A 21,553-nucleotide genomic window follows, 5' to 3' on the forward strand; every position below is an offset into this window, starting at 1 on the left:
GGCCCGTACCCGTGAAGCAGTGGAGGCGGCTATCCAAACGGCCGTGGACTGGATTTCCAGCAAGGACGCCAAAGCCTGGTTCAACCATTGCGGCTATCATGTATACCGTTCATGAATCCGCTATAGCAACTGACAATAGCGAGAAAAATGGACGAGCCACAAAACGAAACACCCAACCAACTATCTGCCAATACCCCCAAAGTGACAGGCATTGGCGGCATTTTCTTCTTCTCCGACAAGCCAAAGGAAACGCGGGAGTGGTACGCCCACAACTTGGGGCTGGAAGTCAACGACTGGGGCTCCACGTTCGAATCTCGGAGCGTGGACAAGCCGGAACAGGTCAATTCGCTGCAATGGAGCCCGTTCCAGACCGGCAGCGACTATTTCGCGCCATCTACCAAAGGCTTCATGATCAATTACCGAGTACAGAACATCGAAGGGCTGGTGGCGCAACTAAAAGCCAACGGCGTGACGGTGCTGGACGATATTGCCAGCTACGACTACGGCAAGTTTGTGCATATTCTGGACGCCGACGGGAACAAGGTGGAGCTGTGGGAACCTGCGGGCTAGGCTGTTTAGAAAGTTATCAGCCTATTTTGAACGTCATGCAGAGCGAAGCGAAGCATCTCGCGTGCTGACGTTGCATAGCGTTCAGACGTCAGCACGCGAGATGCTTCGCTTCGCTCTGCATGACGTTTGGTTACTTACAAAACGTATTCAACACCAGAACCGCCACTTAGCACCGGTTGTGAGTAGTTCTTAAACAAGAAGCCCCGCCTCACACCCGAAAAGGTGCAAGGCGGGGCTTCTCAACTCGCTAAATGCTCTATTCGTTGCCGGTGAAGCTTGGCGTGCTGATGCTCCGGTTCTTGTTGCGGTTGTAGAGATACGCCGCACCGGCCGCCAGCAGGGCCCCGCCCAGTAGTTTGTTGTTGAATCCGCCGGAGCGTGGGGCTGCACCAGTAGAATCGGAGGTAGAAGTGTTGACTGCTTTGCGGCCGCCAAATAGGCCCGACAGGAGGCCTCCTAGTGTACCGCTCGGGCGGTCAGAACCAAAGATGCTCATGATTGACAAAGGAAATGGTGGAGTTTCTAATACGTATACCGCACCGCGCGGTTGTCCGGGTTTCTCCCGGTAGCTTTGGGTATCTTCGCTTCTGTTCCTTCTTCCATTTACCCTATGAAACTACCCATCCTGCTGACTTGCCTGGTTTTCACCGCTGCTGCCCACGCCCAGACTTCTCCCGTGAAGGTAGAAGTCCGGCAAACGCAGGGCCGCTATGAGTTGGTGCGCGCCGGTAAGCCCTACTTCATTAAGGGCGCGGGCGGTGGCCAGTTTCCGGAGCGGGTGCGGGCCTACGGCGGCAATTCCCTGCGCACCTGGGGCACCGATGGTGCCGCTAAAGTGCTGGCAGATGCCAACAAAAACGGCCTCACCGTGATGCTGGGCCTGGATGTGGCCCGGGAGCGGCACGGCTTCAACTACGACGACCCGCAGGCCGTGGCCGCCCAACTGCAGAAAATCAGGACTGAGGTACTCAAGTACAAGGACAACCCTGCGGTGCTGTTTTGGGGTATCGGCAACGAGCTGAACCTGGAGTACAAGAACCCCAGGGTGTGGGACGCCGTGGAGCAGATTGCCCGCATGATTCATGAGGTAGACCCCAACCACCCCACCAGCACCGTGCTGGCCGGCTGCAACCCGCCGGAAGTGGCTTACATCAAGCAGCGCTGCCCCTCGGTGGATATTCTGAGCATTAACACCTACGCCGGGCTGGCAGCCATACCGCAGCAGGTGCGCACCGCCGGCTGGGCCGGGCCCTACGTGGTGGCCGAGTGGGGCCCCACCGGCCACTGGGAAAGCCCCGTAACGCCCTGGAAAGCCTCCGTAGAGGAAACCAGCAGCCAGAAAGCCGCCGTGTATCAGAGCCGCTATGAGGCTTCGGTACAGAAAGACACCATTCAGTGTCTGGGCACGTACGTGTTTTTGTGGGGCCAGAAGCAGGAGCGCACGCCTACCTGGTACGGCATCTTCACGGAGGATGGGAAGGAATCGGAGGTGGTGGATGTGATGCAGTATCTGTGGAGCGGCAAGTGGCCCGCCAACCGCGCCCCGCACCTGGCCTCGTTCACGCTTGATGGCAAGCAGGCTACCGACAACGTGTACCTGCAGCCCGGCAAAAAGTATCCCGTGCAGGCTGCCATTACGGACCCCGACAAGGACCGCCTGACCTACCGCTATGAGCTGTTGCCCGAAAGCACCGACCTGAAAAGCGGCGGCGACCGGGAAAGTCGGCCTGCTGCCGTTGCCGGAGCCGTGCCAGCCGGAGCTACGGCCACTACTACCCTTAGTGCGCCTAGCAAAGAAGGAGCCTACCGGCTGTTCGTGTACGCCTACGATGGGCACGACAACGTGGCCGTAGCCAATATTCCGTTCTACGTGCGCGGCCGGTAGCGCCGCCAGATATTGAAGCTGTTTAGGAAGATATAGGCTGTTATCAGAACGTCATGCTGAGCTTGTCGAAGCATCTCTACCACTTCGTCAGGTAACATGCAACGAAGTGGTAGAGATGCTTCGACAAGCTCAGCATGACCGTGCCGGACTTTTTAAACAGCTTCATTGGTTGCTGCCTGACTTCCGGTGGTAGGCAAGACCGGGAATATTTGTCCGACGATTGCCGGGCATTTTTGCCATGTTTATTCTGGGCTTCTTCTGGAAGAAAACGACTTCCACGGCGACCCTGTTTGCTACTACCGGTAGCTTTTTGCTGTCGGTGCTGCTCAAGCTCCTGCCCAACTTCGCTAATCTGTCGTTTCTGGCCCCCTTCGGGTTTGCGGTGCCCAATGCAGCCGGCATCTACGAAATCCCCTTCCTCGACCGGATGGGTTTCGTGTTCCTCATCTGCGTAGCCATGATGATGCTCATCAGCCTGGTTGAAACCAGCCGGGGCGTGAAAACCAATGGTCTGGAAGTGGATCAAAGCATGTTTAAAACCACTCGCGGCGTTGCCATTGGGGCCATCACTATCATGGTGCTGCTTACCGTGCTATACACCGTGTACTGGTAGCCGGTGCTCCGGGCATACCGCAGGCACTGGCAGAAGCTCCCGGCTACTTCAGCTCCTGCACCCAGATGTTGCGGAAGCTGAGCGGCGCGCTCGGGTCGCCGTGCGACTGGAGCTTGATGGGAGCGGCTCCGTGGGCCTCGTACTGGGGCAGGCCAATGTAGCGGGTGGGGCCGGCCAGCGCCACGTTTTTCTGCACCGTTACGCCGTTGAACTCCACCGTCACGCGGGCGGGGGTGTTCACCGTGCCATCAGCCTTGAAGGAGGGGGCCGTCCACCACACGTCGTACGACTGCCACTCGCCGGGCTTGCGGCCAGGGTTAGCCAGCGGGATGCGCTGCTTGTATATGCTGCCCGCCATGCCGTTCACGTAAGTCGGGTTCTGGTACGGGTCGAGAATCTGGAGCTCGTAGCCCAGGTCGCCTTTGCCCAAAGAGGCCAGGAATACGCCGCTGTTGCCGCGCAGCTGGCCCTGTCCGGTAATATCAGCGGGCACGCGCCACTCCAGGTGCAGGCGGTAGTTGGTGAAGGTGCGCTTGGTTTCGATGTTGCCCTTGGGCTTATCCACCGTCAGCAGGCCGTCGGCCACCGTCCACTGGGCCGGCTGGGTGCGGTCATCTGCCGATACCCATTCGCTCAGGCTTTTGCCATCAAACAGCACAATGGCCTTGGCCGGTGGCGGCGTGGTTTTCAGCTTGCCCACTACCGTTTTCGGCACGGGTTTCCATACCTCGGTATCTTCCGGCTTACCGGCTTGTTGCGCGTAAGCGGCCACGGAAACACTGAACAGAGCGGCAGTCAGAAGCGGGAGTTTCATGAATTGGGAGGTTAGAACGATGTAGAGACGCGACACTTCGCGTCTACCCGGTGAACTGAGCAATGATATCAACATCAGCAACGACGAGACTCGAAGTGTCGCGTCTTTACATCAATCAAACGTCGCAGAGCTGCACCGCCTGGCGCAGGGAAGCCAGCTTGTCGGCCTGCTTGGGGATGAATTCCTGAGCTACGTATCCTTTGAAGCCGGTGGCCTGGATGGCGCGCATAATGGCCGGGTAGTTCAGCTCCTGGGCGTCATTCAGCTCGTGGCGGCCGGGCACGCCGGCGGTGTGGTAGTGGGCAATATAGGCGTGGTGCTCGGTGAGGGTGCGGATAACGTCGCCCTCGTCAATCTGCATGTGGTAGATGTCGTAGAGCAGTTTGAAATGCTCGGAACCGAGGCGTTTGGCCAGTTCCACGCCCCAGGCCGTCCGGTCGCACTGGTAGTCTTTGTGGTCGATTTTGCTGTTGAGCAGCTCCATTACCAGCACCACGTTGTGCTGTTCGGCCAGCTTCATTAGGGGTTTCAACCCGGCTACGCAGTTGGCCCAGCCCTGCTCATCGGTTTTGCCCCGGCGGTTGCCGCTGAAGCAAATCAGGTTACGGTAGCCGGCCTTGGCTACCTGCGGAATCATATCGGCGTACTGCTGTTGCAGGCGGGTATGAAACTGCGGGTCGTTGAAACCGTCGGTGAGGTTGATTTCGGCCCCGTTGCACATGGGCGAGTCCAGCCCGTACTTTTTCAGCGTGGGCCACTCCTGTGGGCCCACCAGGTCAATTCCCTTGATACCCATTTCCTTAGCCGCGGCGCAGAGCTGGTCCAGCGACAAATCGGAAAAGCACCAGCGGCACACCGATTGGCGGATGTTTCCTTTCAGGACAGTGGGCATATTGGTTCGTTTTTCTTCAGGCGAGCAGGCTTCAGCCAAACCAATAGTGCCCACGGCGGCAGTAGTGGTGAGCATGCCCTTCAGGGCGGCGCGGCGGTTCCAGGTGGTGGGCATGTTTTGAGTGTATGGAATGAGCCGAAAGGTGGTCAGGCAGAGGCACAGCCGAGGCATTTCGCGTCTGAATAGTATTACAACGTCAGCACGCGAGATGCTTCGGCTGCGCCTCTGCATGACGTGCTAGTTGGCGTTGGCCAGGCGCGGAGCCGCGTTAGCACCGGTGGTTTCGGTGGGAGCGGGGGCGGGGTTGCGCTCCTTGAACAGCAGCAGGAACAGCAGCAGCACGGCGGCGGCAATACCGGCCGGAATTAGCCAGATCATGCGCCAGTCGTGGGCTCCGGCGGCCAGCTGGTACTGGTCGAAGATGCGGCCCGAAAGCAGGGTGCCAATCAGCATGCCCACTCCGTAGGTAGCCAGCGTGATGAAGCCCTGGGCGGAGCTTTTGAACTGTTCGCCGGCCAGGTTGTCGGTGTAAATCTGGCCCGTCACGAAGAAGAAATCATAGCAGATGCCGTGCAGCACGATGCCCGCAATCAGCAGCCAGTAGCCATTCTCCCCGCCACCGTAGGCAAAGCACACGTAGCGCAGCACCCAGGCCGCCATGCCAATGGCCAGCATCTTCTTCACGCCCAGCTTGCTGAAAAACAGCGGAATGGCCAGCATAAACAGCAGTTCCGACACCTGCCCCAGGCTCTGCACGCCGGCGGCGGCCTTCATGCCCACCTCGTTCAGGAAGGGGTTGGTGAAGCCGTAGTAGAACGCCAGCGGAATGCAGATGGCAATAGAAGCCAGAAAAAACGTGAGGTAGGAACGGTTTTTCAACATGCCAATGGCATCGAGCCCCAGCAAGCTGCCCACGGAGCTGGACTGGCCCTTTTTCACGGGCGGCGTGGCGGGCAGCGTGAAGCTGAACACACCTAGCAGGGCCGAGGCCCCGGCGGCCATCAGAAACGTAAGCTGCAGGCTGTTGCTCTGCTCCCAGTTCAGCCAGCCAATGGTGAGGCCGGCCACAATCCAGCCTAGCGTGCCCAGCACCCGGATGGGCGCAAACTCCTTCTGCGGGTTCTGCATCTGCCGGAAGGCAATGGAATTCACCAGCGCCAGCGTGGGCATGTACAGAATCATGTAGGTGAGGATGCTGGGGTAGAAGCTGCCGAAATCAGGGGCCTGAGAAGCCCGCCACAGCAGCACCGCCCCGGCCAGGTGCAGCACGCCCAGAATCTTCTGCGCCGAGAAAAATCGGTCGGCAATGAGCCCCACAATGAACGGGGCCACAATGGCCCCGATGGACTGCGTGAGAAACGCCACGCCTACCTGCGTGCCCGAGGCCCCCAGGTTGCGCAGCAGATACGTGCCCAGCGTGACAAACCACGCGCCCCAGATGAAGAACTCCAGGAACATCATAAGGGACAGTTTTACCCGGATTGTAGAAGTCATAAGCAGATGGGCGTGGGAAGAGGGTCGTGGTTGGGTTAACAGAGCGTTTCGCAGAACGTCATTCCGAGCGAATGCGCAGCCGCAGCCGAGGAATCTCGCGTGCTGGCATCGGTGTGGTAACTGTCATGCTGAGCGAAGTCGAAGCATCTCTACTGCTTCGACTTCGCTCAGCATGACGGTCTAGGGGCGTGCAGCTTCAGCTTTTACTTCAGGCTGAGAATGTAGCGGGTCATTTCCTCGGCGTCCTTCTGGGAGAGGCCTGCATGAGGCGTCATGGCCACGTCGCCCCAGTTGCCGCTGCCGCCCGATATGATTTTCTTGGCCAGCATCGTCACGTTGGCAGCCGTGTTGGGGTACTTGGCGGCAATATCCTTGTAGCCTGGACCCAGCAGCTTCTCGGCCTCGCGGTGGCAGGTGTTGCAGTCGGAGCCGGCAATGAGCTTGGCCCCGTCGGCGGCCGGCGTGCCGGTGGGCGTGGTCCCGATTTTGGTGGCGTTGGTATCTACCTGGGGCTGGCGGGCCACGGCGCTGAGGTTGGCGCCGGTGGTGCTATCCTGGGCAGTTTCAGCCTCATCGGCGAGGGTGTAGGATTCCTTGGCGGCGGGCTTGTCGGATTCGGAGCTGCAGGAAGCCAGACCGGCGCAGAGAGTCAGGAGCAGGAGGGCGTTTTTCATAGGAAAGGCGGGAAGGTTAGAGGCCGAGCAGGCCGTGGTTGCGGGCCGCGTCGATGCCGGAAGCGGCAAAGTCGTCGAAGGCCTTATCGGTGACGCGGATGATGTGGTTCTGGATGAAGGGCGCGCCTTCGCGGGCACCATCTTCGGGGTGTTTGAGGGCGCATTCCCACTCCAGCACGGCCCAGCCGGGGTAATCGTACTGGGTTAGCTTGCTGAAAATGGCCTTAAAATCTACCTGCCCGTCACCCAAGGAGCGGAAGCGACCGGCGCGGTCTACCCAGTTCTGGTAGCCCCCGTACACGCCCTGGCGGCCGGTGGGGTTGAACTCGGCATCCTTCACGTGAAAGGCCCGGATTCGCTCGTGGTAGATGTCGATGTACGCCAAGTAATCCAGGCACTGCAGCACAAAGTGAGAGGGGTCGTAGAGCAGGCAGACGCGCGGGTGGTGGTCTACTTCCTGCAAAAACCGCTCGTAGCTCACGCCATCATGCAGGTCTTCGCCGGGGTGGATTTCGTAGCATACGTCCACGCCGCACTCGTCAAACGCATCCAGGATAGGCCGCCAGCGGCGGGCCAGCTCCTCGAAACCCGTTTCCACAAGGCCGGCCGGGCGCTGGGGCCAGGGGTACACGTAGGGCCAGAGCAGGGCCCCGCTGAACGTGGCGTGGGCCGTGAGTCCCAGCCGCTGCGAAGCCTGCGCCGCGTACTTGAGCTGCTGCACCGCCCACTGCTGCCGGGCGGCGGGGTTGCCGCGCACCGCTTCGGGCGCAAACCCATCAAACAGCTGGTCGAATACAGGGTTCACAGCCACCAGTTGACCCTGCAAATGGGTAGACAGCTCGGTGATTTCCAGGCCGGCCGCCTGCACGGTGCCGCGTAGCTCGTCGGCGTAGGTCTGGCTTTCGGCGGCCAGCTTCAGGTCGATAAAGCGGCTGTCCAAGGTAGGCAGCTGCACGCCCTTGTAGCCCAGGCCCGCCGCCCACTCGCAGATGCTGGCGAGGCTATTGAACGGGGCCTGGTCGCCGATGAACTGGGCCAGAAAAATACCGGGTCCTTTGATTGTTTTCATGCTTTGAGCTGTTAGCTGATGGCTGTTAGCTGTGTTGGACGTCATGCAGAGCGCAGCGAAGCATCTTGCGTGCGATGGTATTCAGATTACTATGGCAACATCAGCACGCGAGATGCTTCGCTGCGCTCTGCATGACGTTCGATCATAAAGGGCGGCTAAACAGTAAAATCAGTCCACTTCTGCTCGGAGCGGCCCGAGGCAATGACGGTTTCGATGAAGGCCATACCCCGCACGCCGTCCTCAATACCGGGGAAATCCCGGGCTTCGGGAGGCGCGGGCTGGCCGGTTTGCTCGGCCAACAGGGTTAAGGCGAAGTTGCGGTAGAGGTTGGCAAAGGCTTCGAGGTAGCCCTCGGGGTGGCCGGCCGGAATGCGGCTGTTGTGGCGGGCGGCGGCGCTGAGGTAGCCCGCGCCCGTCCGCCGGATTTCGGTGGGCCGATCCAGCCACTTCACTAACAAGGTATTGGCATCGGCCTGCTGCCAGTCGAGGCCGCCTTTTTCGCCGTAGAGGCGCAGGCGCAGATTGTTTTCCTCGCCGGCCGCTACCTGAGTAGCCACCAGCACGCCGCTGGCCCCGCCCGTGAGGCGCAGCAGCACGGCCCCGTCGTCATCGAGCTGGCGGCCGGGCACTACGGTGTTGATGTCGGCGCAGAGCCGGGTAACCTGCCGGCCGCTTACGTATTCGAGCAGGTTGAAGGCGTGGGTGCCAATGTCGCCCATGGCCCCGGCCACGCCGCTGCTGGCGGGGTCGGTGCGCCAGGCCGCCTGCTTGTTGGCGCCGCCTTCCTCAAAGTTGCTCAACCAGCCCTGCGGATACTCCACGTACACCTTCCGGATGGTGCCCAGTGCCCCGGATGCAGCCAGGTGGCGGGCTTCCTTGAGCATGGGGTAGCCGGTATACGTGTGCGTCAGGCAAAGCTTGCGGCCGGTGGTTTCGACTACCTGCTGCAACTCCCGCGCCTCCGCCAGAGAAAACGTCATCGGCTTATCCAGCACCACATCAAAACCACTTTCCAGGGCCAGCTTGGCCGGCGCAAAGTGCAGGTGGTTGGGCGTGACGATGCTGATAACCTGCACCCGCTCAGCCGCCGGCCGCCGGGCTTCCTGCTCGATAAGCTCCTGATATGAGCCGTACACTCGCTCGGGGGCCAGGCCGAGTTCCTGCCCGGTGGCTCTCGATATTTCGGGGTTGCTGCTGAACGCCCCGGCCGTCAGCTTATACAGGCCATCCAGGGCAGCAGCCATGCGGTGCACCGCCCCGATGAACGCGCCCTGCCCGCCGCCAATCATGCCCAGTCGTAATTTCATTCAGTTGCTTTTCAGTTTCTAGTTGTCAGTTGCTGGTTGTTCGCTGTCAGTTGCTGGTTGCTTGTTGATGATTTGGAATACAGATCTGACAACTAGCAACTAACAACTAACAACTCATGTGGTGGCCCAGGCCCGGTCGCCTTTTTTGTAGGGTACGCAGCCGTCGTACTTGCCGGGAACGGGCAGGTAGCGCAGGGCTTTGGTGGCACCCACTTCGGAGGTGAAGTAGCCCAGCAGCGTGAGCTCCTTGATCATGCGGAAGTAGTGGTTGGGCTGCTCCGGGGTTTTGGTTTTGGCGTAATTTTTCTGCTCCGCGTCCAGGGCCGTGAGCAGGGCCGTGCGCTGGTCGGCATCCAACTCCATAAAGCCTTTGCTGTACTTCTGTTTGGCGGCAGCTTCCAGCTTGGTCAGGCCCTGCGTGAAAATCTGCTGGTCCTCGGGCTTGTAACAGTCGCGCACCATCACGGCCATAAAGCCACCCACGTCGGCCGCCTTGGCTCCCGGTGATTTGGTGGGGGGCAGAATGGTGTCACCCACCTCGTTCAGGTAGGCCACCTGCTCGGCATTCAGCACGGCGGGCAGCTCCTTCGGAATGGTGGCCGTAGGTTGTTTGGCCTTCGTTTTTTCCTCGCTGGGGGAGGAACAGCTGGTCAGGAAATAGTCGCCCCCGATAACGACTCCGCCCATCAGCAGAGCTACGCGGGCCAGGGCATCACGTCGGTTCATCATCGTTGGTAGGGGTTAGATGTTCTGTTTTTTCAACTCACCCACGGCGTGGTCCACGGCGCGGGCCGTGAGGGCCAGATAGGTAAGAGAGGGGTTCTGGCAGGCGGCGGAGGTCATGCAGGCCCCGTCGGTTACGTACACGTTGGGAGCGTCCCACACCTGGTTGTGCTGGTTGAGCACCGAGGTTTTGGGGTCGCGGCCCATGCGGGCGGTGCCCATTTCGTGAATGCCGCCGCCCAGGGTGTAGCCGTTGTTGTAGGTTTTCACGTTTTTCAGCCCCGCTTTTTCCAGCATCTCCTGGGCATCGTTCATCATATCGATGCGCATTTTCTGCTCGTTGTCCCGGATGGTGGCGTCGATGGCCAGCACGGGCAGGCCCCACTTGTCCTTGGTGGTTTTATCGAGGTAGGCGCGGTTATCGTGGTAGGGTAGGGTTTCGCCGAAGCCGGTGAGGCCCATTGTCCAGTCGCCGGGCTCGGTGAGGGCGTCCTTGAAGTCGCCCCCGATGCTGAGCTCGGCCACGTCGCGGCCCCAGCCTTCCCGGCCGGCTCCGCCCTGGTAGCCGAAGCCGCGCAGGTACTCGCGCTTATCCCCAAACAGGTTGCGGTAGCGGGGCACGTAAATGCCGTTGGCGCGGCGGCCGTAGGTGTATTTGTCCTCGTAACCGGGCATTTCGCCGTGGGCCCCCACCCGGAAGTGGTGGTCCATCAGGTTGTGGCCCAGCTCGCCGCTGCTGCTGCCCAGGCCCTCGGGCCACACGTCGGTAGCCGAGTTCATCAGCACCCAGGCCGAGTTCAAGGCCGAGGCGTTCAGGAACACGATTTTGGCGAAATATTCGTACGTCTGGTTGGTTTCGGCGTCCAGCACTTCCACGCCCTTGGCCCGCTTGGTATCCTTGTCGTAAAGGATTTTGGTAACAATAGAAAACGGCCGCAGCGTGAGGTTACCCGTGGCCATAGCCGCCGGCAACGAGGCCGACTGCGTGCTGAAGTAGGCCCCAAACGGGCAGCCCAGCCAGCACTTGTTGCGGTACTGGCAGTTCACACGGTTGTTGTGGGGCCGGGTGATGTTGGCCGTGCGGCCAATGACCATGTGCCGGTCCTTGAAGTTTTTGCGGATGCGGGCGGCCACGTCCTTCTCCACGCAGTTCATCTCCATGGGCGGCATAAATTCGCCGTCCGGGAGCTGGGGCAGGCCGTCCCGGTTGCCGCTGATGCCCGCAAACTTCTCGGCGTGGCTGTACCAAGGGGCCAGGTCTTTGTAGCGGATGGGCCAGTCCACGGCAATGCCATCTTTGGCGTTGGCCTCAAAGTCGTACTCGCTCCAGCGGTAGCTCTGCCGGCCCCACATTAGGGAGCGGCCGCCCACCTGGTAGCCCCGGAACCAGTCGAAGGGCTTTACCTCCACGTAGGGGCTTTCCTTTTCCTTCACCCAGAAATCCAGGTTGCTCTCGTTCAGGGTATAGTCGCGGCTCAAGACCGGATAATCCTTAATCATCTGTTGGGTTTTGCCGCCCCGGTGAGCAAACTCCCAGGGAGCTTTATTGGCATTCACGTAGTCTTTGATGTGCTCTACGTTGCGGCCCCGCTCCAGCATGATGGTTTTCAGGCCTTTCTCGGTCAGCTCCTTGGCCGCCATGCCGCCCGAAATGCCGGACCCGATGACGATGGCATCATAGGTATTCTTTTCCATGTCGAAAAAAAGTTTCTGGTTTCTGGTTGCTTGTTTCTGGTTAGTAGTGCGGTCTTGTCAGGCTTAGTTAAACAACTAGAAACCAGGAACAAGCAACTAGAAACTATACCAGGTTGCGCTTGATGTGGGTAATGCTCTGCTGAATGCTGTCGAAGGGCGAACCGGGTGTCTGGTCCTGCTCCACGAAGAAGTATTTCATGCCCGCCAGCTTGGCCTGGGCGAAAATGCGCTTGAAGTCGATGCTGCCGTTGCCCACTTCCGTGAAGCCGTGCTGGGGCGTCTTGTCCATATCCTTCACGTGCCAGAGCGGGAAGCGGCCGGGGTTCTTTTTAAAGAGGGCCACCGGGTCGTGGCCGGCTTTGGTGGCCCAATACAGGTCCAACTCCATCTGCACCAGGTTTTTGTCGGTTTCCGTGAGCAGGATATCGTAGGGCAGCTTCCCGTTCTGGGCCGCAAACTCGAAGTCGTGGTTGTGGTAGGCCATTTGGATGCCGGCCTTCTTGCACCGCTCACCGGCTTTGTTCAGGCGCTCAGCTAGCAGCTTGTAGTGGTCCAGGTTGCCGCGCTCCGAATCCAGTAAGTAAGCGCACACCATATACTTGATGCCCACCTGGGCGGCGTCGTCCACGGCTTTGTCCCAGCCGTGTAGGATGGTGCCCTGGGTGGCCTGGCCGTTGTTTTCCTGTTCTCCCAGCAGGTAGTGGCTGCTGGGCATCATCAGCCCGTTCTGCTTCAGCACCTTGGCAAAAGCGGCCGGCTCCATGCCGTAGAACTTCTGGTTGCCGGTGTAGGTAGCACCTTCCACCGAGTTGTAGCCCAGCTTGGCTACGCGGGCCAGCGCGGCGGCCGGGTCCTGCTGCATGGCGTCGCGCACGGTGTACAGCTGCAGGCCAATGGTAGCAGGCGACTTCGCCAGCAGGGACGGGGCCGTCAGCACACCTGCCGAGAGCAGGGCGGCGGACTTTACAAAGGCACGACGAGAAGTCATAGAGCAAATAAGAGTAGGAGAAAGGATGGGGTGACTCCGTAAAGATTCAGCACCCAGTTTCCCCGCTTATGCTCAAATCGTGCAGGTTAGGTTTTATTTGATAAAAATATGTAAAATAATGAAATTCAATATTTTATAATGAAAATAAATCGAAAGGAGGTGCATTTTCGTGTGTGATGTAAGCGTTCTGTGCACAATTATTTCAACTAACCCCGGTCTGATGGCGGGTGCGGAACTCGGATGGAGCTACGCCGTAGCGTGCTTTGAAGCTGGTAGAGAAATAGGAGTGCGAAGCGTACCCCACCTCATAGGCTACGGCCGTCACGCTCAGCGAGTCGTCGCGCAGCAGCTCACAGGCTTTCTGTAGCCGCACGCTCTGAATGAAGTCGGTGATGCTGGTGCCGAGTACGGCTTTTACTTTCCGATAGAGCTGCATGCGCGAGAATCCCAGCGCGTGGGCCAGCTCCTCCACCGTCAGGTCGGTGCGGGTAAGGTCGGCTTCCACCTGCGCGGTGAGTGCCTGAATAAAGGACTGGTCAGGGTGGGGCGCGGCGGTGGGTTCCGGCAGGGTCAGCAGCTGCCGGCTCAGGTGCTCCCGCTGCCGGGCCCGGTTGGCCAGCAGGGTGCGCACACTTTCCAGCAGAAAGGCCGGATTGAAGGGCTTGGTCAGATACACATCGGCCCCGGCCTGCACGCCCTCTACCTGCTGCTCGGGGGCGTTGCGGGCCGTGAGCATGATAACGGGGATGTGGGAAGTACGCCAGTCGGCGCGGAGCCGGGCCACTACTTCCAGCCCGCTCAGGCCCGGCATCATCACGTCGCACACTATCAGGTCCGGAATCAGATCGGTGGCCAGTTGCAACCCGGTCTTGCCATCGGCGGCCGACTGCACCCGGAAGGAGGGTCGGAGCTTGCGGGCCACAAACTCATTCACATCAGTATTGTCTTCGATGACCAGCACCAGCGCCTCCGCCTCCGAGGCCGGGCCCTCGGCGTCGCCGGCCGGCAACACCAATGGCTCATCTAGGGAAAACGCCTGTAGCGGGGCCGCATCAGTGGCGCGCAGCTCCGTGGGCAGCTCCCGGGGCAGCGTTACGGTGAAGGTGCTGCCCTGGCCCACCTGGCTGCTGAACGTGAGCTGGCCCTGATGGAGCCGCACCAGGCCCTGAGCCAAAGCCAGCCCCATACCGGAACCCTTGCCCGTGGCCGGCTGCTCGCCCTGGTAAAACCACTCGAAAATGTGCGGGCTGTCCTGGGCCCGGATGCCGCGGCCGGTATCGGTTACCTGCACCTGTACGGCGCGGCCTTCCTCGGCGGGCTGCACACGTACGGTAATCCGGCCGCCGCCGGGGGTGTATTTGAGGGCGTTGGACAGCAGGTTGAAAAAGACCTTATCCAGGACGTTGCGGTCAATCCAGGCCGGTAGCGCGGGCTCAGGTGCTGCAAACGTCAGGGCTACCTGCTGCACCCGGGCGGCCGGCTCAAAGGTTTCTACCAGCTCCCGCACAAAGGCCACCACGTCTTCCTGGTGGGCCTGCACGGCCATCTTGCCCACTTCAATCTTGCGGAAGTCCAGCAGTTGATTGACCAGCTGCAGCAGGCGCTGGGTATTGCGCCGGATCAGGCCCAGGTCGTGGCGCTGGGTGGGCTGCAGGGTGGCACTGTTGTGGCCGGTCAGCATTTCCTCCACCGGGCCCATAATCAGGGTGAGCGGGGTGCGCAGCTCGTGGGAGAAGTTGGTGAAGAACCGTAGCTTGGCTTCGGTTTCGCGCCGGGCCTGCTCGGCCAGGTCCGCAATCTGATTGCGCTGGGCCCGTATTTCTTCGTTCTGAGTGCTGAGCTGGCGGTTAATGGCGTCGTTGGCCGCATTCTGCCGTACCAGCTCCTGGTTGATGGCGTCGTTGGCCTTATTCTGCCGGGCCAGTTCCCGGTTAATGCGGCGGTTGTTACGGGCCGCCCGCCAGGCACTGGCCCCCAGTCCCACCGCCGCCAGCAGCGAAACCGCCAATCCATACAGCACGGTGCGCTGACTGGCGTACGTAGCCTGCAGCGTGCGTAGTAGCAACTGCTGCTGCTCAATGCCTTCCTGCTGACTAGTCAGCTTGGCGGCCTGCTGTTGCAACGTCAGCGCGTTGGTGGAATCGATGACAATGGTACCCAGGATATTTTCCCGCTCGTATGCCTGGTGATGCAGAATCCGAAGGGCTACGCGAATGGCCTCCTCGCCGCCGGGCGAGTAGAACAGGGAGGCGGTGCTGCGGCCCTGCTGCACCATTTCCAGCCCGTTGCCTTTGCCAGCCAGGCCGTCTACCCCGATAATGCGGATATCCGGCCGGCCCAGCTTCCGGCACACTTCGTACACACCCTGCGCCATCAGGTCGCTGTGGGCAAAAACCAACCGGGTTTCCGGGTTCTCCCGCAGCAGCTTTGTCAGGGCCGGCTGGAGGGAGGTCGAGCCCCAGTCGCCCACAATGGTGCCTGCTACGCGTATGTGTGGAAACGCCTTCAAGGCCTGTACAAATCCCTGGTGTCGCTCGTTTGCAACCAACGACGGAGTACCCGTTATTTCTATCACCTGGCCGTGCTGGCGAAGTAGTTGGGCGGCATAGCGGGCCGCCGAAGCCCCGGCTCCGGTATTGTCGCCGCCCACGTACGCGGCATAATGGGGCGAGGTGGTTCTGTGGTCGAGCAGAATCACGGGTACCCCGCGGCGGTAGGCTTCCTCAATGGCCGGCGACAACGCATGCTCCTCATTGGGGGCCACAATCAATACTTCCGCGCCGGCTTGCAGCAAATCATGAATCTGCTGCTGCTGGCGTAGGCTGTTGCTTTGCGCATCACGGGTCAATAGCTGAATTTCCGGATGAAAGGAAAGCTCCCGCTTCATGCCCGCCAGCATCGCCTGCCGCCAGTCGCCGGAACTCACACTTTGCGAGAAACCAATGCGGTAGGTGGGTGGCGCGGGGGCTACCGTGCAGGCTGGCAGTAGCCCCAGTAACCCCAACGACAACAAGATGTGGTGCTTCTTACGCAAGGCCAGGCAGGTTAGGAGTTCTTACAATAGGGAGCTTCACCGTGCCGGGCTTGCGGCATGTCTGGCAGCTACTCTGCCGCCATCCGCTTAGGCTTCCGGAAAAGGAGCGGCATATGCAGCACACGTCTTCCGCCGTGGCACGCACTGGCAGCAGCCCACACCCCGCCGGCATGGACTACCAAGCTACATATGTTCCAGCAACTCGTCGAAGGCGCGTAGCAGCTCGGCGCGACTCTCGGCGGGTTCGGCTTCCAGACGCTGCTCAAATACCTCCCGCTCCGTAAAGTCGTGCAGGCTGCGGGTCAGGGGCGTATCGGTGTCCTCGGCTTCACCCAAGGCCCGGAGCTTCACCAGGCGGAAGTGCCGCCGGGCCAGTACCTCCAGCTGGCGGCGGTCCAGCCCCCCAATGATGGCAAGTAGCGCCTCCGCCACTTCCAGCTGCGTCAGCTCGGAATGCACCTGCACATCGGCCCAGGCAGGCAGCAGGTAGCCAGTATTGTCGTACGTGGTCAGGCCCTGCGTCACCTCATCCAGGGTGCCATGAAACCGCACCAGCCGCCGCACACTGGGCACCGGCAGGCTCACCAGCTCCTGCAGCTTGCCCGCCTGGAAATCCAGCAGCAGCACTTCCTTCGGGTGGTCTATTTCGGAGAAGGACAGGGCAATAGGGGAGCCGGAGTAGCGGATATGGTCCCGGCCGCCCACGCGCTGGGGGCGGTGCAGGTGGCCCAGCGCCACGTAATCGAACACGACCGGAAAGTGGTCGGCGGTTACCTGGCCGAGGTTGCCCACGTGAATGGTGCGCTCCGAATCGGAGGGAGCGGCGCCGGCCGCGTAGAGGTGACCGGTAGCCAGCACGGGCAGCCCCAGGTCTTTCAGCTGCCACACGGTTTCCACGTCGGCTACGCGGGCGTAATGGTCGGCAATGCCCTGTTTGATGCGGGCCTCCCGTTCCTCGGCCGGTTCACCCGGCACCGAGAGTCGCACGTCCCGGTCGCGCAGAAAAGGTACGGCGCACACTACCAGCCCCGGTTTGCCTTGAGCATCGTCAAGCACCAGCACCTGCTCCTCAAAGCACTCGGGCACGCAGCCTACCACGTGCACCCGCAGGTGGCGCAGCAGCCGGGCCGGAGCATTCAAGGTGGCCGGCGAGTCGTGGTTGCCGCCCACCACCACAATGTCGTGGCACGGCGTCTGGCGCATGTTCAGCAGGAAGCTGTAGTACAGCTCCAGGGCTTGGTTGGAAGGGGAGCCGGTATCGAAGATGTCGCCGGCCACTACCAGCACTTCCACCTGCTGCTCGCGCACGGTCTGCACCAGCCAGTCCAGAAAATGGCGGTGCTCGTCGGTACGCTCGTTGCCCTGGATGAAGCGTTGACCTAGGTGCCAGTCGGCGGTGTGTAGTACGCGCATGGCAACGAAGATACTCAGGACCGCAGCAAGTTGGCAACCGGAAGGCCGGTGCCGGGTCTACTTCTGCCAGATGGTACGCTGGTATTCCGCCTTATCGAACGACTCGCCGTTGATAATGGTGTTGCCCGCAAAGCCACCCAGGAAGCCCAGCCGTTGGCAGTTTTCGCTAATTACTTGCGCGCTGCCGTCAGAAATGCAGCTGCCCTGGTCCAGTACGTACACCGTCTGGCCCTGAAACCGGTATTCCTTCACGCTGGCACCAATGGTGCGGTTATCAGTGGTGCAGGCCGCGCTCCGGGCAAACTCCTCGGTTTGCGTACGGATGCAGGTGGGGGTGTTTTTCGCAATGTCAACCTCGTCGCAGGCCGATACAAGGCTGCTGGCCGCTCCAGCCAGCAGGAAGTAAAGAATTCGTTTCATATACGGGAAATAGCAAGGGTAGAGAAAGTAAAAAGACCAGAACCCGTGTAGGGCTCTGGTCTTGATAGGAGGGGGGCCACCCCGAAAAGGTTGCACGGCTACGCGACAGTGGCTTACGCGTGCGCCGATTGGGGCTGGAACGTGGCAATGGCCTCACCCAAATCGTATACGGGCACCTCGGCCGGCAGGGCGGCCTGCACAATGCTGGAGCCGGCGGCCGAGCGGTAGCCGCCGGCGCAGTGAATCAGTACGGGCTTATCGGTCGGGATTTCGTGGGCCCGTTCGCGTAGCTCCGGCAGCGGAATCACCAGCGCATTCTCAAAAACCGGCTGTTTGGCCTCGGCATAGTTGCGGATGTCCACGATGGTAAAATCGTGGGGCTGGTGGCGGACATGCTCTACCTCCACGGCCGGGCTGGTGGCGGGCAGTTCCCGGGGCGTCAGCAGAGCTCCTTTGATGTTGCCTTCGTAGCCAATTTTGGCCGCCTTGCGAATGACGGTATCCACGGCAATCTGCGAGTCGGCAATCAGGTAGAACGGTTCCGTGGGGCCCACTATCGAGCCCAGCCAGGTTTCAAACTTGCCGCCATCCATCAGGTTGATGGCACCGGGCACGTGGCCCTTGCGGAACTCGGCGGCCGGGCGGGTATCAATTACCACCACGCCGGGAGTCAGCGTGGCGTCGGGCTGCAGACGCGGCACGGCCCGGATGCTGTCCTCGAACGGCAGCGCGCCCTGCTTGTTCAGGACCACATCGTGCCCAAAGTATTTGGGCATGAACGGCTGGTCTTCCAGCAGCACCTGGATAAACTCCTCCTCCGACATCGGCTGGAGGGCGTAGTTGGTTTTTATTTCCTTGCCAATGGTACTGTCAAGGTCCGTGGAGGTGGTTTTGCCGCAAAGGGAGCCGGGGCCGTGGGCCGGGTACACCTTGGTAGTAGCGGGCAGGGTCATCAGCTTCAGGCGGGTGCTCTGGTACAGCTGCGCGGCCAGGGCCTCGCGGCTGTGGCCACCTACAATGTCCGATTCGCGGAGGTCAGGGCGGCCCACGTCGCCCACAAACAGGGTGTCGCCGGTAAATACAGCCCGGGTCTGGCCCAGGTCGTCGATGAGCAGGATGCTGATGGAGTCGGGGGAGTGGCCGGGGGTGTTGATGGCGTGTAGCTCCACCGTGCCGAGGCTGATGCGCTGCCCGTCGTCGAAGGACTGATGGGGGTAGCCGGCTTTCACCAGCTTGCTCACGTAGATGGTGGCACCGGTTTCCTGGGCAATTTCCAGGTGGCTGCTCACAAAATCGGCGTGGGGGTGGGTTTCGATGATGGCAATGATGGTTGCATCATGCTCATCGGCGAAGTCATAATACTGTTGCGGGTCGCGGGCCGGGTCGATGATGGCTACCTGGCGGCCGGAGCGGATGGCGTAGCTGGCGTGGGCCAGGCCTTTGTCGTAGAACTGCTGAATCTGTACCGAACCGGTACTACTGGGCAGAGGACTCATGGGGTGTTGGATGTGGTGACTGCCGACCGGCCTGTGTTAACCTGACCAGGGGCGCATAGTTTCAAATATAGCTAACCAGCGTCTTTTACCAGCCCAACAGATCCTGAAAAGCTTGTGCCACCCGTTTGGGTAGCTCTTCAGTAAGTAAAAAGCCCCAACCTGTCAGGCTGGAGCTTTATAACAGAGAGTCAGTGTGATAAATTAGGTGCCGGGCTAGTTGACCCGGCGTTGCCGCACTTTGTCCATCCGGTCTTCGCGCAGCTGTGTATACTTTGTGTACTGGTCGGTGGTCAGCACCGCTTTTAGCTGCGCATCATACTTCTCCTGCGTGGCTTTCAGATCCTGGCCCATGCCTTGGCGGCTACCGGCAGTGGTGTATTTATCGCGCAGGGTTTGCATTTCCTGCGCCTGAGCCAGCGCAATAGCCCGCACCTTGGGGGTTTGGTCGGCGGAGAGGGAAAGCTGCCTGGTGAGGTTCTGGGCCTGACGGTCGGCCCGCTGCTCGGGCGTCAGATTCTGACGGTTCTGGTCCATGCCGTCGGGGCGGGGCAGGGGAGTAGCCGTGGTTTGGGCGGCGGCAGTACCAGCCAGGACGGTGGCTGCAAAAAGCAGCACAAGCATCTTTTTCATCGGGAAGGAGTCTGTGGGTGAACGTGTAGCAGATTAGAGGCTGCCGGGGGCGGCGGGTTTAATTGGGCATGAAAACCGGTCACTTGCGGTTCGGCCCGTCACGGCAATCAGTCAAAACGCCTATATTCGGGCCACGTAGCTGCTTGCAGGTAGCTTTTCTTGCAAATTTTATAATCACCTTCTCACCTTTTCCTTTTTCTCTCATCAACCTGTATGGCAAATATTTTCGCCAAAAAACCGCTGGCCCAGCTGCTGGGCGAAGCCAACTCCTCCGGAGAAGGCTCGCTAAAGCGCACCCTGGGCGCGGGTAACCTTGTAGCCCTGGGCGTAGGGGCCATCATCGGGGCCGGTCTGTTTGTGCGCACCGCTGCTGCCGCCGCCCAGGCCTCGGGACCGGGTGTTACGCTGGCTTTCATCGTGGCGGCCATTGGCTGCGCCTTTGCCGGCCTGTGCTACGCCGAGTTTGCTGCCATGATTCCCATTGCCGGCTCGGCCTACACCTATGCTTACACGACCATGGGTGAGTTTGTGGCCTGGGTTATCGGCTGGGCTCTGATTATGGAGTACGCGCTGGGCGCGGCCACCGTGAGTATTGCCTGGAGCGAGTACCTGAACAAGCTCTTGGAGGCGTTCCATATGTCACCGATATCCTACGAGCTGAGCCACTCACCCTTCGAAAGCGCCGCCGTTGATGGCGTCATGCACAGCGGCATCATCAACCTGCCCGCTTTGCTGGTTATCGTGGCCCTGTCGCTGCTGCTGATCAAAGGCACCCAGGAGTCGGCGCTGTTCAACGCCGTGGTGGTTTTTCTGAAAGTGGCCATCGTGCTGGTATTCATTGCCGTAGGCTGGCAGTTCATCAACCCCTCCAACCACGAGCCCTACCTGATTCCGGAAAACGCTGAGCCCGTGAAAAACGCGGCCGGTGCCGTAGTACGCGAGTACACGGCCTGGAACAAGCACGGCTGGGGCGGTATTCTGGGTGGCGCGGCCATTGTGTTCTTTGCCTTCATCGGGTTTGATGCCGTATCCACGGCCGCCCAGGAAGCCAAAAACCCCAAGCGCGACATGCCCATCGGTATTCTCGGCTCTCTGGCCGTGTGCACCGTGCTTTACATCCTGTTCGGCCACGTGCTGACGGGCGTTGCCAACTGGCGCGAGTTTGCCGACCCCGCCAAGGGGGGCGAGGCATCGGTTACCTACGCTATTAAGGCCCACATGCCCGGCTACGAGTGGCTGGGTACGGCCGTAACCATGGCCATTCTGCTGGGCTTCTCCTCGGTAATTCTGGTAATGCTCATGGGGCAGAGCCGCGTGTTCTTCTCCATGGCTAAAGACGGTCTGATGCCGAGGGCCTTCTCGGAACTGCACCCCAAATTCCACACGCCCTATAAGTCGAACCTGGCTCTGCTGGTGTTTGTGGGCGCGTTTGCCGCTTTCGTACCCGGCTCCCTGGCCGGCGACCTGACCTCGTTCGGTACGCTGCTGGCCTTCGTGCTGGTATCGGCCGGTGTGTGGATCATGCGTAAATCGGACCCCGCACAGCCGCGCCCGTTCCGCGCCCCACTTTCCTCGCCCTCGTTCCCGCTGGTGCCCATCCTGGGTATGCTGGTGTGTCTGGGTATGATTGTGGCCCTGGATGCCTTCACGCTGAAAGTGGCCCTGGGCTGGATGCTGCTGGGCTTCATCGTGTACTTCATCTACGGCAAGAAGAACTCCAAGCTGCAGCAAGGCATCGTAGTGGTGCCTACTGAGATGGAAGAGCAGGCCTTTATTGAACCAGACCGCAAGAACGCCTAAAAAGTAGGTTTACATGCCTGCAAAACGCCCCGTCGG

Annotated in this window: 19 protein-coding genes; 4 read left to right on the plus strand and 15 right to left on the minus strand. The window is 60.6% G+C overall.

The window, feature by feature from the left end:
• Positions 1-147 precede the first annotated feature (147 nt).
• Positions 148-570, plus strand: a complete 423-nt coding sequence (locus EI291_RS16625; protein ID WP_125422525.1) for a VOC family protein — start codon at positions 148-150, stop codon at positions 568-570.
• 256 nt (positions 571-826) lie between these two features.
• On the opposite strand, the gene EI291_RS16630 is transcribed toward EI291_RS16625, so the two are convergent.
• Positions 827-1,066 (minus strand): hypothetical protein, encoded by a 240-nt coding sequence (locus tag EI291_RS16630; protein WP_125422527.1) that lies wholly within the window; start codon positions 1,064-1,066, stop codon positions 827-829.
• A 114-nt stretch (positions 1,067-1,180) separates the two neighbouring features.
• Here EI291_RS16630 and EI291_RS16635 point away from each other — a divergent pair, with 114 nt between their 5' ends.
• The gene (locus EI291_RS16635) at positions 1,181-2,455 is read left to right on the plus strand and encodes a glycoside hydrolase family 2 TIM barrel-domain containing protein (RefSeq protein WP_125422529.1); all 1,275 of its coding nucleotides are present in this window, start codon (positions 1,181-1,183) and stop codon (positions 2,453-2,455) included.
• 238 nt (positions 2,456-2,693) lie between these two features.
• Entirely contained in the window at positions 2,694-3,068 is a 375-nt protein-coding gene (locus tag EI291_RS16640) for a hypothetical protein (RefSeq protein ID WP_148103421.1), read from the plus strand.
• Between the two features lie 43 nt (positions 3,069-3,111).
• Here the strand turns inward: EI291_RS16640 and EI291_RS16645 are convergent, their stop codons facing one another.
• From EI291_RS16645 to EI291_RS16710, 14 genes are all read right to left on the minus strand, one after another.
• Entirely contained in the window at positions 3,112-3,882 is a 771-nt protein-coding gene (locus EI291_RS16645; protein ID WP_125422533.1) for a 3-keto-disaccharide hydrolase, read from the minus strand.
• 115 nt (positions 3,883-3,997) lie between these two features.
• Positions 3,998-4,888, minus strand: coding sequence for a hydroxypyruvate isomerase family protein (locus EI291_RS16650; protein ID WP_125422535.1), 891 nt, complete (start codon positions 4,886-4,888; stop codon positions 3,998-4,000).
• A 123-nt stretch (positions 4,889-5,011) separates the two neighbouring features.
• Positions 5,012-6,268, minus strand: coding sequence for a nucleoside permease (locus EI291_RS16655; RefSeq protein ID WP_125422537.1), 1,257 nt, complete (start codon positions 6,266-6,268; stop codon positions 5,012-5,014).
• A gap of 203 nt (positions 6,269-6,471) precedes the next feature.
• Positions 6,472-6,942, minus strand: a complete 471-nt coding sequence (locus tag EI291_RS16660; protein WP_125422540.1) for a c-type cytochrome — start codon at positions 6,940-6,942, stop codon at positions 6,472-6,474.
• Between the two features lie 16 nt (positions 6,943-6,958).
• On the minus strand, positions 6,959-8,011 hold the full coding sequence (locus EI291_RS16665; protein WP_125422543.1) for a sugar phosphate isomerase/epimerase family protein: 1,053 nt from the start codon (positions 8,009-8,011) through the stop codon (positions 6,959-6,961).
• Between the two features lie 155 nt (positions 8,012-8,166).
• Positions 8,167-9,318 (minus strand): Gfo/Idh/MocA family protein, encoded by a 1,152-nt coding sequence (locus tag EI291_RS16670; RefSeq protein ID WP_205701619.1) that lies wholly within the window; start codon positions 9,316-9,318, stop codon positions 8,167-8,169.
• Positions 9,319-9,432: 114 nt separating this feature from the next.
• The gene (locus tag EI291_RS16675; protein WP_240635577.1) at positions 9,433-10,047 is read right to left on the minus strand and encodes a gluconate 2-dehydrogenase subunit 3 family protein; all 615 of its coding nucleotides are present in this window, start codon (positions 10,045-10,047) and stop codon (positions 9,433-9,435) included.
• 12 nt (positions 10,048-10,059) lie between these two features.
• A complete protein-coding gene (locus EI291_RS16680) occupies positions 10,060-11,736 on the minus strand; it encodes a GMC oxidoreductase (RefSeq protein WP_125422546.1) in 1,677 nt (558 codons plus the stop codon).
• A 103-nt stretch (positions 11,737-11,839) separates the two neighbouring features.
• A complete protein-coding gene (locus EI291_RS16685; RefSeq protein WP_125422549.1) occupies positions 11,840-12,724 on the minus strand; it encodes a sugar phosphate isomerase/epimerase family protein in 885 nt (294 codons plus the stop codon).
• Between the two features lie 202 nt (positions 12,725-12,926).
• A complete protein-coding gene (locus EI291_RS16690; protein WP_125422552.1) occupies positions 12,927-15,758 on the minus strand; it encodes a hybrid sensor histidine kinase/response regulator transcription factor in 2,832 nt (943 codons plus the stop codon).
• Positions 15,759-15,941: 183 nt separating this feature from the next.
• Entirely contained in the window at positions 15,942-17,171 is a 1,230-nt protein-coding gene (gene sbcD, locus EI291_RS16695) for an exonuclease subunit SbcD (RefSeq protein WP_125422555.1), read from the minus strand.
• A gap of 57 nt (positions 17,172-17,228) precedes the next feature.
• A complete protein-coding gene (locus EI291_RS16700) occupies positions 17,229-17,591 on the minus strand; it encodes a DUF6970 domain-containing protein (RefSeq protein ID WP_125422558.1) in 363 nt (120 codons plus the stop codon).
• Between the two features lie 113 nt (positions 17,592-17,704).
• A complete protein-coding gene (locus EI291_RS16705) occupies positions 17,705-19,087 on the minus strand; it encodes an MBL fold metallo-hydrolase (RefSeq protein ID WP_125422561.1) in 1,383 nt (460 codons plus the stop codon).
• 213 nt (positions 19,088-19,300) lie between these two features.
• Positions 19,301-19,717, minus strand: a complete 417-nt coding sequence (locus EI291_RS16710; RefSeq protein WP_125422563.1) for a hypothetical protein — start codon at positions 19,715-19,717, stop codon at positions 19,301-19,303.
• 213 nt (positions 19,718-19,930) lie between these two features.
• Here EI291_RS16710 and EI291_RS16715 point away from each other — a divergent pair, with 213 nt between their 5' ends.
• On the plus strand, positions 19,931-21,517 hold the full coding sequence (locus EI291_RS16715) for an amino acid permease (protein ID WP_125422567.1): 1,587 nt from the start codon (positions 19,931-19,933) through the stop codon (positions 21,515-21,517).
• The last annotated feature ends 36 nt before the right edge of the window (positions 21,518-21,553 follow it).

This window comes from Hymenobacter rigui (genome assembly GCF_003944715.1).
Classification (GTDB): Bacteria; Bacteroidota; Bacteroidia; order Cytophagales; family Hymenobacteraceae; genus Hymenobacter; species Hymenobacter rigui.

Excerpts from the sequence above, each read along its gene's own strand:
- EI291_RS16710 (WP_125422563.1), bottom strand. The coding sequence starts at position 19,717 with ATGAAAAAGATGCTTGTGCTGCTTTTTGCAGCCACCGTCCTGGCTGGT.
- EI291_RS16650 (WP_125422535.1), bottom strand. The coding sequence starts at position 4,888 with ATGCCCACCACCTGGAACCGCCGCGCCGCCCTGAAGGGCATGCTCACC.
- EI291_RS16675 (WP_240635577.1), bottom strand. The coding sequence starts at position 10,047 with ATGATGAACCGACGTGATGCCCTGGCCCGCGTAGCTCTGCTGATGGGC.
- EI291_RS16625 (WP_125422525.1), top strand. The coding sequence starts at position 148 with ATGGACGAGCCACAAAACGAAACACCCAACCAACTATCTGCCAATACC.
- sbcD (WP_125422555.1), bottom strand. The coding sequence starts at position 17,171 with ATGCGCGTACTACACACCGCCGACTGGCACCTAGGTCAACGCTTCATC.
- EI291_RS16645 (WP_125422533.1), bottom strand. The coding sequence starts at position 3,882 with ATGAAACTCCCGCTTCTGACTGCCGCTCTGTTCAGTGTTTCCGTGGCC.
- EI291_RS16640 (WP_148103421.1), top strand. The coding sequence starts at position 2,694 with ATGTTTATTCTGGGCTTCTTCTGGAAGAAAACGACTTCCACGGCGACC.
- EI291_RS16630 (WP_125422527.1), bottom strand. The coding sequence starts at position 1,066 with ATGAGCATCTTTGGTTCTGACCGCCCGAGCGGTACACTAGGAGGCCTC.
- EI291_RS16700 (WP_125422558.1), bottom strand. The coding sequence starts at position 17,591 with ATGAAACGAATTCTTTACTTCCTGCTGGCTGGAGCGGCCAGCAGCCTT.
- EI291_RS16635 (WP_125422529.1), top strand. The coding sequence starts at position 1,181 with ATGAAACTACCCATCCTGCTGACTTGCCTGGTTTTCACCGCTGCTGCC.
- EI291_RS16715 (WP_125422567.1), top strand. The coding sequence starts at position 19,931 with ATGGCAAATATTTTCGCCAAAAAACCGCTGGCCCAGCTGCTGGGCGAA.
- EI291_RS16705 (WP_125422561.1), bottom strand. The coding sequence starts at position 19,087 with ATGAGTCCTCTGCCCAGTAGTACCGGTTCGGTACAGATTCAGCAGTTC.
- EI291_RS16660 (WP_125422540.1), bottom strand. The coding sequence starts at position 6,942 with ATGAAAAACGCCCTCCTGCTCCTGACTCTCTGCGCCGGTCTGGCTTCC.
- EI291_RS16655 (WP_125422537.1), bottom strand. The coding sequence starts at position 6,268 with ATGACTTCTACAATCCGGGTAAAACTGTCCCTTATGATGTTCCTGGAG.
- EI291_RS16685 (WP_125422549.1), bottom strand. The coding sequence starts at position 12,724 with ATGACTTCTCGTCGTGCCTTTGTAAAGTCCGCCGCCCTGCTCTCGGCA.
- EI291_RS16680 (WP_125422546.1), bottom strand. The coding sequence starts at position 11,736 with ATGGAAAAGAATACCTATGATGCCATCGTCATCGGGTCCGGCATTTCG.
- EI291_RS16665 (WP_125422543.1), bottom strand. The coding sequence starts at position 8,011 with ATGAAAACAATCAAAGGACCCGGTATTTTTCTGGCCCAGTTCATCGGC.
- EI291_RS16670 (WP_205701619.1), bottom strand. The coding sequence starts at position 9,318 with ATGAAATTACGACTGGGCATGATTGGCGGCGGGCAGGGCGCGTTCATC.